Origin of the sequence: Parapedobacter luteus, from assembly GCF_900168055.1 — a bacterium.
Taxonomy (GTDB): domain Bacteria; phylum Bacteroidota; class Bacteroidia; order Sphingobacteriales; family Sphingobacteriaceae; genus Parapedobacter; species Parapedobacter luteus.
On sequence record NZ_FUYS01000009.1, the window covers coordinates 1 to 14,254 of the forward strand.

Sequence of the window (14,254 nt, forward strand, 5' to 3'; positions counted from 1 at the left end):
CAGTTGGGGCGTCAGTGCCGCCTGAGCATCTCCATCGCCGTTGACGATAAAAAAATCCTCCTGCGGGACAACGGGCACAAAGATGATTGTGGTATCTCCCCTTTGCCTCACTTTTGCGGCATCCCACAGGGGCAAGGCCCCCTTTTTATACCTGTAGCTCACACCCATGGTGTCTATCGGCTGTGGGTGTCCTTTTCTGTCGAAAAAGCCCCTTGCTTCGACTATAGGATCGGTATCCGAGGAAATATTTGGGGTTTCATCCTTATTGCAGGCGAAAGCCAATACAATGAGCGCCCAACACAACATGTTTTTCCAGTTCAGAGCGGAGTGATTCTTTTCCATAATTATCTATCGTGGTTAGTTGGATATGGGCAGTATGTTCACAAGCAAAATCGCATTTTCTTCGCAAAACGCCAAAAATTTTTCGGGAATAACGAGAATTTTTACGTAAATCCGCAAAAACAGGGGAAGATCACACATTGTCGGCAAGATGCTATGGCCGAGTTGACCAATCCGACAAGGAGTTTAAGGGATGAATAGTGAACAGTGATGGTGGCCTACCGACTATCTAAACGAACCCAAGGTTTGACGCTGCCGTCGATGTACGGTTCTTGAAATTGCTTAAGCGCCTTTAGGTACCGCTGCATTTGCTCCTCGCTGACAGCTGCATAATGTTGTTGAATTGCCAAGGGCCAAGCCAGCACGGTCTTATTACGTACTGGCTCGTGCTCCATCTTGCCCTTCCACTCGGGTGAACCGAAATAGCGCTTGACTGAATCCATATGGCTTTTCATCTTATTTTTCCATTCCGATGAATCAAAGTAAGCCCTAAGGGAATCAGCCTGGCTCCGCATTTGTGCCGTCATATCGCGCAATTGCTCGTCTGACAATTTCAGCGCCTCCATTTTCGCTTTCCATTCGGTCGAGTTGAAATAGGCCCTTATTGAATCGGTTTGCTTCCGTACCTGCGCCGTCATGTTGCGTAGCTGATCATCCGATAATTTCAGCGCTTCTATTTCCGTTTTCCATGCCGGCGAATTGAAGTAAGCTTTCAGGGAATCAGCTTGTTTCTGTACCGTTGCCGTCATGTTGTGCAGTTGCTCGTCTGACAATTTCATTTTTTCCACCTTGGCCTTCCATTCGGGTGAGTCAAAGTACGCCTTTAGCGAATCGGCTTGTATCCGTGCCTGCGCCGTCATGGTGCGTACCTGCTCGTCCGACAATTTGAACCCTTCTATTCTCGCCTTCCATTCAGGCGAATTAAAATAAGTCTTGATGGAATCGGTTTGACGGCGCATGGCCTCCACTTTTATTTTCAAGCTATCCGGGAGCTCATCGTAACTTTCGTAGGCGAATACCTCTCCATCCGTCATGACAACGTGCTGTTTTTCCCGGTTCGGCAATGTATCCCCTGCCGCTACATGCGACGCCATCGCCAGGGAATCCGTCGCAACCCCTACCTGCGTATCGATAGTAACGGATGACAACAACGATGTATCAATTGGCGCTGCATCCCGTACGAGCGGCTTCACCCAGGCAAGCGACGCGATGCAACCAAGCATCAAGGTCAGGATAGCCAGTTTGTGCTTGGCGTTCAAATAATTTTTTTCCATGTTGGTTATTCGTTGGATACGGTGTAACAATTGTTTTTTCTTATCGATGGCCTGCATAGCCAGGCTGTGGCTTGGCAGCTGCCGTTGCTCTTCCAACCACAGGAGCGTCCGTGCGTATTGTACAGGCCGCCCCATGAGCCCCACCACCACATCATCGCAGGCGTTTTCCCTTTCCACCTCCAGCATCCTGCCGATAAGCCACACAAAGGGGTTGAAGAACAGCAATGTTTCCGTTAGGGTTTTGACAAGGTTCATGAAATAATCACTCCGTTTGATGTGTGCCAGCTCGTGGATAAGTACCGCCTCCACCTGATCCATGCGCATACCCGTATAAAGCGCCATGGGAAATAAAATGATGGGTTTTAGATGCCCGATGACCATGGGGACGTCTACCAGCGTGGAAAGATGGAACGCGATAGGCCTGTGGAGCCCGAGTTGTTGTTTTGTACTGGCAAACAGCGTTTTCCACGAATCAGGCACTTCCAGCAGGCCCGCTTTCCGGATGACATGCAATTTCCGGAAGCCGTTGACGACCAATACCGATTGTAAAAACACACCGAGGATATAAAACGCGGCAACCACAGGAAAATAACGCTCCATATGTGATTGTATAGACACCGTGCTGTCGTAATCAATCAATTGGAGCAGGGCAATATCGCTGCCTGTGACCGTTATGGGCTGGCTGGACAAGATGCGATTAATCAAATCGTAAAAAAACGTTAGGCAAAAAAACGTCAACAACACCGACAGTGCCGCCGCCAGCAGTGACGCCTTTGTCTTGGCCCGCCAGTTGCTTAGCTGGAATACCAGCATCAACAAACCGTAAAGGACGGCCCCCATCCAAAGCGAATGAAAGATCGCCCACCCCAGCCCGTTAAAAATCAATGGTGCAAAATTTTCCATGACCGTTACTTTTCTAAATTATCGAGGTACTTTTTTATTTCCGCTATTTCTTCCGCACTAGCCGTATTGTTGCCCAATGCATGCATAACCAACCGCGCAGCCGATCCATTGAACACATTGGCAATCATCCTGTCAAGCAAATGTTGCTGCGTCGATTCCCGGCTCACATTGGCGCTATAGATATGCGTCCTTGCTGAACTATCCCTGTTTACCAGTCCCTTCTCGTGCATGATCTGCATCATCTTCAACGTGGTTGTATAACCCACATCTTTGTTTTTTACCAAAATTTCATGAACCTCCCGCACGCTGGCTTCACCTTTCTCCCATAGAATCTGTAAAATTTCCAACTCGCTTTCCGTTGGTTTTATATGCGCCATATTTTATATACGATTTATTTCGTATTTCAAAAGTACGAAGTTATTCGTAATATCAAAATATTTTTAATGTTTTTTGTTTCTGGCAGCGTGGCACGTTCTGTTTAGTGCTCCCTGCATGGTGAAGGCCAGCGCTTGTTTGGCGAAGATTGTTATCTTTGGGTGAAGAAAAGTGATTACCGATGGCCAGCATGCTAACGACCCACATCAAAACTGCACTTCGAAGCCTCAAACGGCGTAAATATTACACGGCCATCCACATCGTTGGTTTAGGTTTGGCCATTGCGTGCGGCCTGTTTATCTACCGGTACACCAGCTACCACCTGAGCTATGACACGCACCACCGACACGCCAACACCACGTACCGCATTGTGTACGATCTCCACCTTGAAAAAACCGAGCACTATGGCGGGGTATCCTACGCCATCTACCAGGCACTGAAAAACGACATCGCGGGGATCGACCATGCCGCATACGCCATGGTCAACCAAGATTTTACCCTCCGCGTCGGCGACCGGATTTTCGGCTCTGACAAGAAAGGTGCATTCGCTTCGTCCGATTGGTTTGGGCTTTTTGACTACCATTGGCTGGCCGGCAGTCCAGCGGGCCTTGACCAGCCCCAAACCGTAGCACTTATGGCGTCCACCGCCAAGCGGCTCTTTGGCAACGTTGATCCCATGGGAAAGACCATCCATGTGGAAAATAACGTTCCTTTGCAAGTGGTGGGTATCATTGACGACCGGCCTTCCAATACCAGCCTGAAAAGCGACTATTACATCTCCTTGCCGTCCTTAAAAACGGTTATTCCGGGAATGGAGAACCAGTTTTTCACATTCTGGGGTTACCTGAATAGTCCCAATCAAGTATACATAAGTTTAGCGGGCGGCACGCCGCCTTCGCACATTGAAGGACAGCTGCAAACGCTGACCAACGAAGCCTTCGGTCCAGCGGCGGGCAGCCAATTCCAATTCCGTTTGCAGCCGTTATCGGCGCTGCATTCCGACAGCCGCTATGGCGGCACCATGCAGCAATCCCTGCTGGCCACGTTGGGTGTCATCGGCCTGGGCATCCTACTCATGGCACTGCTCAACTATGTCAATCTCTCATTGGCCCAATATGCACGACGCAGTGCCGAAATTGGCACCCGGAAAGCCCTTGGCGGTAGCCATGGGCAGTTGTTCGGCCAATTCATGGTGGAGTCGCTCGGTACCGCTGCACTCGCCACCCTGTTTGCCATCGGCTTACTGCTTGCGGCTGTACCGTTGGCCAACAAGCACCTTTTCGTCGGTGAGCCATTGGCGCCATACCCCTGGTCGCAACTCATTCCCGTGGCAACCGCAGCTTGGCTCCTTACGGGTTTGGCTGCCGGGCTATATCCAGCTTGGATAATCGGCCGGCTGAATATCCTTAACGCGTTGAAACAACAGGTTGCCTTTGGCACATCAGGCGGGCGGAAAACCATTGTCATCATCCAGCATACACTTTCGCAATGCCTGCTCGTGGCCACCCTCGTCATCATGCTACAGGTACATTACCTGCAATCCACCGATATCGGTTTTGATAGGGATTCGGTGCTGATGATAGCTTTGCCTAAAGGCACGAAAGCCCCCAGCCCATGGAAAACCTATCTCGATGCGCAGCCCGCTGTGCTATCCTACAGCTTTTGTTTCCGCTCGCCGGCCAACCATGACCAGCGTGGCGGTACCTTACGTTTTGACGACCGCCCCGAATGGGAAACCTGGCCCGCCCGTTCCACCTTTGCCGACAGCGCCTACCTCCAGACTTTTGGCATTGATTTATTGGCCGGCCGCAACCTGCGGGCGGATGCGGCTATGGCCGAATACATCATCAACGAAACGATGGTGCGCCAACTCGGTATCGACGAACCAGCGGCGGCCGTCGGCAAGCCGCTCCTGTTTGGTGGAATGTACAGCGAAGCTCCCGGCGTCATCGTGGGCGTGGCGCGCGACTACAACACGCACTCATTACGCCAAGCCATCGAACCAACGGTTATCGGATACCACAAAGACCGCATACAGGCTATCGCCGTCAAATTGGATGGCCGGCAAATTGCTTCGTTTATCGATCACCTCGAACAGGAGTGGAAAGCCCGCTATCCTGCTGAATTGTTAGACTACCAATTCGTTGACGAACAGGTCGAGCAGTTGTACGCTGCGGAGTACGTCCAGCAGAAATTGATCTGGACCGCCTCGGCCATTGCGGTCATCATTGGCTGCCTGGGATTGCTGGGACTGGCATCGCTGAATATCGTTCAGCGCACGAAAGAAATCGGCATCCGCAAGGTGCTCGGCGCTTCCGCCGCCAACATTGTACGTTTATTGTCTGCGGATTTTGTAACACTTGTTGGCGTTGCATTCCTCATTGCCACCCCCATCACCTGGTGGTTGATGAACACCTGGTTGGATGATTTTGCCTACCGCATTACTATCCAATGGTGGGTGTTTGCGTTAGGCGGACTAATCGCCCTCACCATCGCACTGGCTACGGTCGGTTTCCAAGCCCTAAAAGCCGCGTCCGCCAATCCGACGGAAATCCTGCGGGATGAGTGACGCCATCGTTATAACAAGCGCTTATAGCCGATAACGAATTTCGAACACCGGCATATCCCGGGAGGCCATAGCTTTGCGGCAAATTTATCACATGATCGCTTACAGCTCGGCCTTGGTCATTGGCCTGATTATCGGCCTTACGGGAAGTGGGGGTGCATTGCTCGCCATTCCGTCCTTCGTGTACCTCTTTCACATCAACCCGTTGCTTGCTACTACTTATTCGCTGTTTATGGTGAGTACGACCAGTTTTATCGGCGTAGCGAGCAAATGGAAGGCACAATTGGTCGACTGGCGGATGGTCTGGGCCTTCGGCCTGCCTTCCGTAGCATCGCTATACCTGACGCGGAAGTGGCTCCTTCCCCGGATACCCGACCCCGTCATCCATATCGGCGGTTTCCCCCTTGAAAAACCAATGGGTATTCTTTTGCTGTTTGCCTCGCTGATGCTCGGGGCAGGTTTCTCCATGGTGCGCCGGAAGCCGGCTGTGCAGGCGGTCATCCCCAAATCGCTTGCAAAGACATGGCCACTATTTATCGTCGAAGGCATCATTATCGGCGCATTGGGTGGTTTGGTAGGCAATGGCGGCGGCTTTCTCATTATCCCGGCACTGATATTCCTGGGCAACCTATCTGTGCAGCAAGCCATGGGCACCACGTTGTTCATTGTGGCGGTCAACACCTTCATCGGCTTTCTGGGCAGCCTGCCCAACCCCGCTATCGAGTGGCCATTCTTGCTTACCTTCACGGCCCTCGCCACGTTGGGCGTATCGCTGGGCTTGATGGCCTCAAGCAAGGTATCGGGTCCGCAGCTTCAAAAAGGATTCGGCTGGCTGGTCATCGGCATGGCTGTGTTTATCCTGCTTCAGGAACTACGTTGAGGCTACTGGACGACGGGCTGCCGGTCACGGTCTGCTGCTTGCAGAACCGGATAAACCGCTTGGTCAGCTCAAAATCATCACCTTTTCGCCTCACAAAGAAAAAATCGCGCTCAAACGTCAGCCCGGGAATGGTAAGTTCGACCAGCTCACCGCTGGCCAGCTCCTTCGCAACGGCCCTTTGCGGCACGAAACCAATGCACCTATCGGTCAACAGGTAGTTCTTAAGCGCCTCGGTGCCGCCCAACCGCACTTGCGTATTCAGATCTGAAATAGATACGCCCGCTTTATCCAATTCCCGCTGTACCACCGCGAGGGTGCCGGAACCGTTTTCCCGCAGCGCAATGGGGGCCTTTACCAAATCATCCAAGGTAAATGTATCTTTCCGTGTTATCGGATTCAAGGGGGAGCAGACCACAATGATACGGTCGGAGGTAAAATAATCGTAGCTAAACGCACCTAGTTTATTGTCCACTTCGACAATGCCCAGATCTATCTCCTTATTCATCAGCGCATGGATGACATGCTCCATATTCCGGTTGACTACCCGGATGAATACCTTTTTAAACTCCTGCAAGAAACCGGACACCAAGGCCGGGATGATGTATAGCGAGACCGTCGTGCTGGCGCCGATCAAGAGGTTTCCCTTTGCCGCCTGCTCCGATTGCAAGGTGCTGATTTCGTAATCGATTTTCCGTTGGAGCTCCTGTGCTTCCGCCAAGTAGCTGTAAACTTTCTCGCCCACCGATGTCAGTTGGATACCATTGGCCGAACGCGCAAACAACGCGAATTTATATTGCTCTTCCAAAAGTTTGATGTGCCGGCTAACCGCAGGCTGGCTCATGAAGAGCGATTTCGCGGCCCTGGAAAAGCTGAGATGGGCGGCCACTTCCAAAAACACCCGGTGACTTGTGGATAACATAGCTATGAAATACTGGGGATAAAAATACAAAGTACTTAACAATAAATGCCATGCGGATGCACGACAATTTTCAGACCTGAGCTATTCACAGCATTTCCGGTTGTTGGCTTTTTGGCCTAGGGGCGTGAACGGAGTGAGCGTGCCAGCCAAAAAGCCAACAACTGGAAATAGAAATAAACGGATTTTCCGTACCTTAGCCTTATGGCAACGACGTTCCACGATTTATCCGCCAATACCCCACAGGGGAAAGCCATTCTGATGTCAACCTTCAAGGGTAAGGTGGTCTTAGTGGTCAACACGGCCACCCAATGTGGCCTGGCACCGCAATTTGAAGGTCTGGAAGCCCTGCATCAACGTTATAAAGACCGGGGCCTGGTCGTGCTGGGATTCCCCTGCAATCAGTTCATGGGGCAGGAGCCCGAAACCAATGACACCGTGGAGGAAACATGCAAAGTCAATCACGGGGTAACCTTCCAGCTGTTCGAGAAATGCGATGTCAATGGCAAAGACACCCATCCCGTGTTCAGGTACCTGAAAAGCCAGTTGGGCGGTTTGTTCGGCAGCCGTATCAAGTGGAATTTCACGAAGTTCGTTATCGACAAAGATGGCAGGCCCCGCAAGCGCTACGCACCCACCACCAAGCCGGAAGCCATCGAACCTGATATCTTGAAATGGCTGAATGCATGAAACATTATACTTGCGTTTTACGCACGTATTGATCGAGCCATTGCGCGATTGTTTGTAATACCGTTGGGGAGATGGTCTGGCTGATTGTTCGGTATTCCGCGGGAAGCCCGGTCTCGCTTTCCTGGAAAAGGTGGTTTAATCCCGGAAGTACTTTGATGGTTATTTCGTCATTTCCCGCTGCTTGCAGTGCTGCCGCAATTCCTGCAAGGTTTTCCTGAGCAGCGACCTGTAAATCCTTGTCGCCATTCAAGGCCAACACCGGACATTTCACGCGCGAGAGGTATTTTGCGGGGTCGAATCGCAGGAAATAGCGCATCCACGGGGTGTTGATCTGCGCTTTTTGCCGGTTGACGGCAGCAGTGGCTTCATCCGCGGTAATCGTGCTGTCGTTTATTGCTGCTTGTAATGAAGATGATAGGAACCCCTCAAGTTTACTGTCCAGCACGTCTGGGTTGTCTTCCCCAATCACCAGATCATAAAGCTGGCGGTTTAGCCGGGCATTCGCGCTAAGCTGAGCCGGCGAAAGCCCCGAAGCTGCGCCGATCATCCGGGTTTGCGTCATCAGGAGGCTATCCAAAGGGACCCCAGGCGATGCCAAGAGCACGAGAAAGGCGATATCGCTGCGCGTACCCGCCACCATGGCCGCGGCCATGCCGCCTTCGCTGTGGCCCAGCAAGCCAATACCACCTGGGTCAATGGCTGCTGCCGACCGGAGAAAATCGACTGCTGCCGAGGCGTCTGATGCAAAATCAGCGGTAGTTGCTGCCGCAAAATTACCCGTCGAAGCTCCCACCCCCCGGTCATCACAGCGCAGCACGGCATATCCGTGCCGCGTAAGGTAATCGGCGATCACCCAAAAGGGCTTGTGTCCGAATAGCTCCTCATCGCGGTTTTGCGCACCGCTGCCGCTGATAAGCACCACGGCCGGAAACGGCCCACCTCCTAATGGTCTCGTCAGCGTCCCCGCCAGGGTGATACCCGCATCTCGGTTGGACACGCTCACCTCTTCAATGTGATAAGGAAAAGGAGGCTGCGGCTCCTGTGGCCGTTCATCGGAGGTATCGCCCGCCCCGGCAGCCTGCTTCACCAGTTCGAGGGGCAGCTCCGCACCATTCTGGAATAAGGTGCCGGCGATTACCGTATCGGCTTTCAGCCTACCTTCATAACGAGCCCCGATAGCGGGTGCTTCCAGCTTCAGCACGGGGCTTGCAAAGGCGACCGATGCAACCGGAATACCTTTTGCACCCTGATCGGGGCTGTCCATCGTGGCCGTATAATCGTCTTCGGTATGTTTGATATGCAGCACCACGCGCAATTTGATCCCCGAGATATCCAGCGCTCCTTGCCAGGTACCGCTAATGTCCTGCGCCTGCAGCCTGGCTGCAAGGAAGAGAAAGAAAAGTATAAGTGTCCGCATAGGAATTAAATTTTGCTAACCAGTACAAGCATCATCTTTGAAATCACCTCACTCAGTACAATACACGCCCCGAAAATCCATTTATGCGCGGGCTTTTTACTGTTGGTGGCGGTCTTAAAGCCCTGAAACAGCCAAAAAACGAAAACGGCCATCGCCGATACGGCCGCCGCAAAAAAAGCAATGTTGGCCGCAATCGTACCCATTCCTACCGGAGTTCCTTCCATCGTGCCGGTCACCAACTGGTTGGCTGCGCCGTACATGTAACCGCCTATGTTTGCCAAGGGAAGAACATAGAATGGAATGCGTGCAACCAGCACTGCAGCCACTACGTCTATTAGCCGAGTTTTACCATTGATGGATAACCCGAAGAGATAGAGGGGCAGGGTAAGGCTCAGGATATTGATGCCATTGTCCAGCAGCGGCTGCCAGACCCTCAGTTGCTGCACGAAGTGGAGGTCCAGCACACCATCAAAACGGGCGTTGAATAACCACCCCAGTGCCGAGCCGATTGCTGTGGCCGCCAACCCGACCACGACCAGCCGTTTTTCAGCGAAGTATGCAAAAGGGTTGACTAAAGCACGTTGTTGCATAGCATCATGTTTATTTTGTCTTTTGTTGCTGCTCCAGTTGCCTGATATGGGCTATCATATCATCCAATCGATTGCGAACCGTCGGGTAACTCTTGCCCGTCTGCGCAGACATTTCCTTGAGGCTGCCGCTGCTCAGGAAAAACTGAAGAACAAACTCCTGCTCCTCGGCGGTGAGCTGCATCAGCACCGGCAGCACGTAGTTTCCAGACACCCGGGTCTCGCAGTTGCCGCAGGTGAGTTCAGTAACCGTGAGGATACCCGAGCAACTTGGACAATGAACCGGAAATTTTAACTTCATAGCTTAAATTTATCAATGCAAAACTAAATAATATTAATACAACAATTAATATTATTGAATATTTTTTATTTACCAGTCGCTTTGACGTCAGGTTACTGCATTTTGCTCGGTGGTAGAGGCTAGGCCGGAAGTGGATAGCGTAGGCGCAATAATGGAAGCCATGAGGTGATAAGCCTTTAACAAAAAAAGAGATGCGGTAAACATCTCTTTTTTTGTTTGTAGTTTAATATGCCATTACTGTTTGACAGCGACTACCGCAACACCGATTTCGATGTCTTTGCTGATTCCCCATTCAGCGGGGTCAGCCTCGGAAGTGCCAAACTTAATCCCCCAGTCGGTACGGTTAACGGTAAATTGGGCCTGCACTTCTGCTCGCCCTTCCGTCACGGTGATTTTGGCCGGGAAGGAAATATTCAGCGTGCTGTCAAGGAGCGTCAGGTTGCCACTCACCAATTTGTTTGCTTCCTCAATAGCTCCAGCTGCCGCCGTACCGTCCAACTCGGCAATCTGCGTGATCTTGAATCCGGCGGTCGGATAGGTGGTCACATTGAAGAAGTCTTCATTTTTCAGATGCGCCTCCAAATCGGTATGCTTTTTATCGCCTTCCGTCACGGACGCCGAGTCCACTTTCAAGCCTTCCATATTGATGACAAAATCACCGGCAGTGATGTTGCCATCAGCCAAGGCGATCTCTCCGGATTGAACAGGCAGTGTTCCCCAGCGCGGCGCAAAGCCTCCTTTATGGAACGCCTTCCAACTGATCGTTGATGCCGCTAAATCAACCGAGTAAATATCGCCCTGTTTTTCAGCAACCTGTTGTTCTTCACTGACCGCTGCACTGTTGGACGCATTGTTACCGCATGAAGCCGCAATCAGTGCGACAGCCGCTAAAATAAATACGTTAATTTTTTTCATATCATATCGATTTGGGCAGCAAAGAAAAGCAAAAACAAATACATGTTCAAACACGAAATGTCATCGTAGTTTAAAAAAATGAGCGGCGGATACACGGATCGGGGCTAATTATACAGTTGTTCATAATACTCCCTGGCCATACGGTCGCTGCCAAACGCAGCGCGGACATCTGCCATGCTCTGCTTCACCAAGCCCAGCCACTCGTGATGCCGCTCATAATACATCGGCAGCACCTGCTGCTCCAGCAACTCGTACAGATAATACGCATCATGATTATCCTGTTCATCAATCCCGATGTGCTGGTAGTCCGCCTCCGGTATCAAGAATCCGTTGACTCCCGGTTTAATAAACTCAGGTATCCAACCGTCGTTGGTCGAAAGGTTGAGCGCACCGTTCATGGCAGCGGTCATACCGCTGGTTCCCGATGCCTCACGCGGTATCCGCGGGTTATTGAGCCAGATGTCGGCCCCCTGCTTCAACAATTTACTCAACGCCAACTCATAGCCGGTGAGCACGGCCACATTGGGATATTGATGGCTGAGATGCACAAGCGAGTTGAACAGATCGATGGCACCTTGATCGCCCGGATAAGGCTTGCCTGCCCAGATAATCTGGATGGGATATGCGGTATTCTTTATCAATCGCTCAAATCGGTTGCGGTCGCGAAGCAGCAGGTCGGCGCGCTTATAGCCTGCAAATCGCCTTGCCCAGACAATGGTCAGCACATCTGGGCTGAACAATCGGCCCGTCTGATCGGCCACGGTAAGGAACGTCTGCCGTTTCAGGGCCTTCTTGCGTTGGGCCAGCCGGGCATCGTCTCCCTGATCTGCAGCCCCATAAAGCTCGGCATCCGCCCAATAACGATAGTGCTGGGCGTTGGTAATGTGACCAATACCACAGATATTATCATACCGGCCCCACATCTCACGGGCCACACGTCCATGCTGCTGGGACACGCCATTCGCCCTTCTGGCCAGCCGCAACGCGGCTAAGGAAAGATTGAATTGCGCATCATCAATTCCGGTAACCTCCTGTGCCTCCATCTTGGATAATCCGCTAAAGTAACCCATCGCCAGGCATAAGTCGAAGGGATGTTTCTCGTTACCGGCCTCTTCGGGCGTGTGGGTGGTAAACACCAAACGTTCCCGTAATGCTTCCCGGTCTTTGTTGAACTTTTGCAGCACATGAAACGCTACCGGCAATGCATGAGCTTCGTTCAAGTGGTACACTTCGGCGTCATATCCCAGCAAATCAAGCAATTTTCCGCCACCGATGCCCAATACCATGTACTGCGCCAGCTTTGTGGCCGTATTGCCATCATACAATCGGTGCGAAACGGTCTGGGAGATGTAATCATTTTCGGCCAAATCCGTTGTCAGCAAGTACAGGGGGGCACTCTGGAAGACATCGGGTGGCAGGTAATAGGCTTTTATCCAGACGTCCGCATCATGGATGCGAATAGTGAATGTAATGCCCGTATCTTCGAGGTAAGCATACAGCTTTTGCTGCCAATCCACGCGCAATGTCTGGTCCGCATGGCGTCCCTGATCATAGTAACCAAACTTCCACAGCATGCCTACTCCCACAAGGTGCTGCCGCAACGCGTAGGCGCTTCGCATGTGCGAGCCAGCCAAAAATCCCAGGCCACCGCTGTAAATTTTCAGTGCCTGGTCAATCGCAAACTCCATGGAGAAATACGCCACCCGTTTGGTGAACGCTTCCTGTACCGGAAAAGGAAAGGGGTAATGTGAAGCGGCCATATCGATTGTTTGATGTTCGCATTGCAAAGAAAACAAAGCAGGCCGACATATAAGCAAGATAATCGAAAAATAACCCTATTTACACATTGAAACACCAAAAACGACCAACTTCAATCAGATATTATTCGCATATAATAGGGTTTTTATAGGGATTTCATAGGGGAAAATCCGAATAAAACCCATATCAAATATTATTTAACTTTTATTTATATTTTGATTATCCAAACCAACAATGTAAATTTGATTATAAAACATTATAAAACAAGGCGATCACTCATGGCGGTATTCAAAAACGGACCAAACGGGAGCTTCAGCGGAAAAGTAGGCAGTGTGGTTGGCTACAAGTGGAAGGGCCTCGACGTCATTCGCGGATTACCACGTAAAAGCCACAAACCGAGAAGCGAGGCCCGGCTGGCTAATGAGCAGGCTATGAAGGTCATGATGGAAGCGCTCAAACCCTTGACGGTATTCATCCGCACGAGCTTCCGCAACGTAGCGGAGCCGCTAAACATGAGTGCGTTTAACCTCGCACTTTCCCTTAACAAAAAACAGGCGATTAAAGGAGAATATCCGCACCTTGAAATCGACTGGAGCCAATTCCGTACCAGTCAAGGCAACCTTCCGGGCGCCGAGGCAGTAAACGCCGAATGGACCGACGGCAGGCTTCATATCTCCTGGCAGGACAACTCCGGCGCAGAAGATGCCTATGGCTCCGATAGGCTATCCATACTCATTTATTCGCATGCGTCGGGTGTTTGGCAAAATTTCCTCAACGAAACAACCCGTGATGCTGGCGCGTGCATCCTTCCGGCATCGGCAAATTGGACAGGTACTGAAATAGAAGTCTTTCTCACGTTCATGTCGTTTGGAAGCGAACGGGTTTCCGATAGCACCCATGTCCACGTGGCGGCCGAATAGCCCAAAGATTGAATACCACAACAGCTCCTGAATCCTTAAGCCAAGGACAATGCACCGCCCAAGGCTACAAAGCACGTACATCCGTTGGTATAAAACTGAGCAATCAAGCGAAGGATCTGCTATGCGGCGATGCAATTGTCCGCAAGCGGACAGCAGGGTGTTCGATATCGAACAGTCCTAAAAACCCAAAAATTCCATAATATTGATTTTCAACTCATTAAAAAATTGGAACGATAATGAATAGTTCAGGAATAAGGATTCAACGAATAAGGAATAAGGATTAAAAACAAGGATTGCCAAAAGCTGACTGCTGAGCAACACGAAGTCCCGGAGCATTCCGGGACCAATAGCTAAGAACAACAAATAACGAACCACGCATCAGGCCGACCGCTGATAGCCGATAGCCGACTGCT

General features: G+C 51.3%; 13 protein-coding genes. 4 read left to right on the top strand and 9 right to left on the bottom strand.

All coding sequences use genetic code 11. The annotated features are described in order from the left end of the window. The 3 genes from B5X72_RS15580 to B5X72_RS15590 form a co-directional block, all read right to left on the bottom strand. Nucleotides 1-342 (bottom strand): hypothetical protein (locus tag B5X72_RS15580; protein WP_139378731.1); only part of this gene is annotated, 342 nt, incomplete at its 3' end. A 215-nt stretch (nt 343-557) separates the two neighbouring features. Beyond that, complete coding sequence (locus B5X72_RS15585) at nt 558-2,516, bottom strand: M56 family metallopeptidase (RefSeq protein ID WP_079717852.1); 1,959 nt, start codon at nt 2,514-2,516, stop codon at nt 558-560. Nucleotides 2,517-2,521: 5 nt separating this feature from the next. Next, nucleotides 2,522-2,893 carry a BlaI/MecI/CopY family transcriptional regulator gene (locus tag B5X72_RS15590; protein ID WP_079717853.1) on the bottom strand — a complete coding sequence of 124 codons (372 nt, stop codon included), beginning with the start codon at nt 2,891-2,893 and terminating at the stop codon, nt 2,522-2,524. 188 nt (nt 2,894-3,081) lie between these two features. Between B5X72_RS15590 and B5X72_RS15595 the strand changes: the two genes are divergently transcribed. Next, nucleotides 3,082-5,460 carry an FtsX-like permease family protein gene (locus B5X72_RS15595; RefSeq protein ID WP_176146236.1) on the top strand — a complete coding sequence of 793 codons (2,379 nt, stop codon included), beginning with the start codon at nt 3,082-3,084 and terminating at the stop codon, nt 5,458-5,460. Between the two features lie 91 nt (nt 5,461-5,551). Then, nucleotides 5,552-6,337 carry a sulfite exporter TauE/SafE family protein gene (locus tag B5X72_RS15600; protein ID WP_079717855.1) on the top strand — a complete coding sequence of 262 codons (786 nt, stop codon included), beginning with the start codon at nt 5,552-5,554 and terminating at the stop codon, nt 6,335-6,337. Here the strand turns inward: B5X72_RS15600 and B5X72_RS15605 are convergent. Continuing rightward, the gene (locus tag B5X72_RS15605; RefSeq protein ID WP_079717856.1) at nt 6,312-7,256 is read right to left on the bottom strand and encodes a LysR family transcriptional regulator; all 945 of its coding nucleotides are present in this window, start codon (nt 7,254-7,256) and stop codon (nt 6,312-6,314) included. The genes B5X72_RS15600 and B5X72_RS15605 overlap by 26 nt on opposite strands. Nucleotides 7,257-7,457: 201 nt before the next feature. Between B5X72_RS15605 and B5X72_RS15610 the strand changes: the two genes are divergently transcribed. Then, nucleotides 7,458-7,943: a glutathione peroxidase gene (locus B5X72_RS15610; protein ID WP_079717857.1), complete on the top strand. Its 486-nt coding sequence runs from the start codon at nt 7,458-7,460 to the stop codon at nt 7,941-7,943. A gap of 4 nt (nt 7,944-7,947) precedes the next feature. On the opposite strand, the gene B5X72_RS15615 is transcribed toward B5X72_RS15610, so the two are convergent. The 5 genes from B5X72_RS15615 to glgP form a co-directional block, all read right to left on the bottom strand. Continuing rightward, nucleotides 7,948-9,360 carry an alpha/beta hydrolase family protein gene (locus tag B5X72_RS15615; protein ID WP_079717858.1) on the bottom strand — a complete coding sequence of 471 codons (1,413 nt, stop codon included), beginning with the start codon at nt 9,358-9,360 and terminating at the stop codon, nt 7,948-7,950. Nucleotides 9,361-9,365: 5 nt separating this feature from the next. Beyond that, nucleotides 9,366-9,950, bottom strand: a complete 585-nt coding sequence (locus tag B5X72_RS15620; protein ID WP_079717859.1) for a hypothetical protein — start codon at nt 9,948-9,950, stop codon at nt 9,366-9,368. Nucleotides 9,951-9,960: 10 nt separating this feature from the next. Continuing rightward, nucleotides 9,961-10,248, bottom strand: coding sequence for a DUF2089 family protein (locus B5X72_RS15625; RefSeq protein WP_079717860.1), 288 nt, complete (start codon nt 10,246-10,248; stop codon nt 9,961-9,963). A 234-nt stretch (nt 10,249-10,482) separates the two neighbouring features. Continuing rightward, nucleotides 10,483-11,163, bottom strand: coding sequence for a YceI family protein (locus B5X72_RS15630; protein WP_079717861.1), 681 nt, complete (start codon nt 11,161-11,163; stop codon nt 10,483-10,485). Between the two features lie 104 nt (nt 11,164-11,267). After that, nucleotides 11,268-12,923: an alpha-glucan family phosphorylase gene (gene glgP, locus B5X72_RS15635; RefSeq protein WP_079717862.1), complete on the bottom strand. Its 1,656-nt coding sequence runs from the start codon at nt 12,921-12,923 to the stop codon at nt 11,268-11,270. 276 nt (nt 12,924-13,199) lie between these two features. Here glgP and B5X72_RS15640 point away from each other — a divergent pair, with 276 nt between their 5' ends. Continuing rightward, a complete protein-coding gene (locus B5X72_RS15640; RefSeq protein ID WP_139378732.1) occupies nt 13,200-13,841 on the top strand; it encodes a DUF6266 family protein in 642 nt (213 codons plus the stop codon). Nucleotides 13,842-14,254 lie beyond the last annotated feature (413 nt).

Excerpts from the sequence above, each read along its gene's own strand:
- B5X72_RS15590 (WP_079717853.1), bottom strand. The coding sequence starts at position 2,893 with ATGGCGCATATAAAACCAACGGAAAGCGAGTTGGAAATTTTACAGATT.
- B5X72_RS15640 (WP_139378732.1), top strand. The coding sequence starts at position 13,200 with ATGGCGGTATTCAAAAACGGACCAAACGGGAGCTTCAGCGGAAAAGTA.
- glgP (WP_079717862.1), bottom strand. The coding sequence starts at position 12,923 with ATGGCCGCTTCACATTACCCCTTTCCTTTTCCGGTACAGGAAGCGTTC.
- B5X72_RS15625 (WP_079717860.1), bottom strand. The coding sequence starts at position 10,248 with ATGAAGTTAAAATTTCCGGTTCATTGTCCAAGTTGCTCGGGTATCCTC.
- B5X72_RS15615 (WP_079717858.1), bottom strand. The coding sequence starts at position 9,360 with ATGCGGACACTTATACTTTTCTTTCTCTTCCTTGCAGCCAGGCTGCAG.
- B5X72_RS15600 (WP_079717855.1), top strand. The coding sequence starts at position 5,552 with ATGATCGCTTACAGCTCGGCCTTGGTCATTGGCCTGATTATCGGCCTT.
- B5X72_RS15630 (WP_079717861.1), bottom strand. The coding sequence starts at position 11,163 with ATGAAAAAAATTAACGTATTTATTTTAGCGGCTGTCGCACTGATTGCG.
- B5X72_RS15595 (WP_176146236.1), top strand. The coding sequence starts at position 3,082 with ATGCTAACGACCCACATCAAAACTGCACTTCGAAGCCTCAAACGGCGT.
- B5X72_RS15620 (WP_079717859.1), bottom strand. The coding sequence starts at position 9,950 with ATGCAACAACGTGCTTTAGTCAACCCTTTTGCATACTTCGCTGAAAAA.
- B5X72_RS15605 (WP_079717856.1), bottom strand. The coding sequence starts at position 7,256 with ATGTTATCCACAAGTCACCGGGTGTTTTTGGAAGTGGCCGCCCATCTC.
- B5X72_RS15610 (WP_079717857.1), top strand. The coding sequence starts at position 7,458 with ATGGCAACGACGTTCCACGATTTATCCGCCAATACCCCACAGGGGAAA.
- B5X72_RS15585 (WP_079717852.1), bottom strand. The coding sequence starts at position 2,516 with ATGGAAAATTTTGCACCATTGATTTTTAACGGGCTGGGGTGGGCGATC.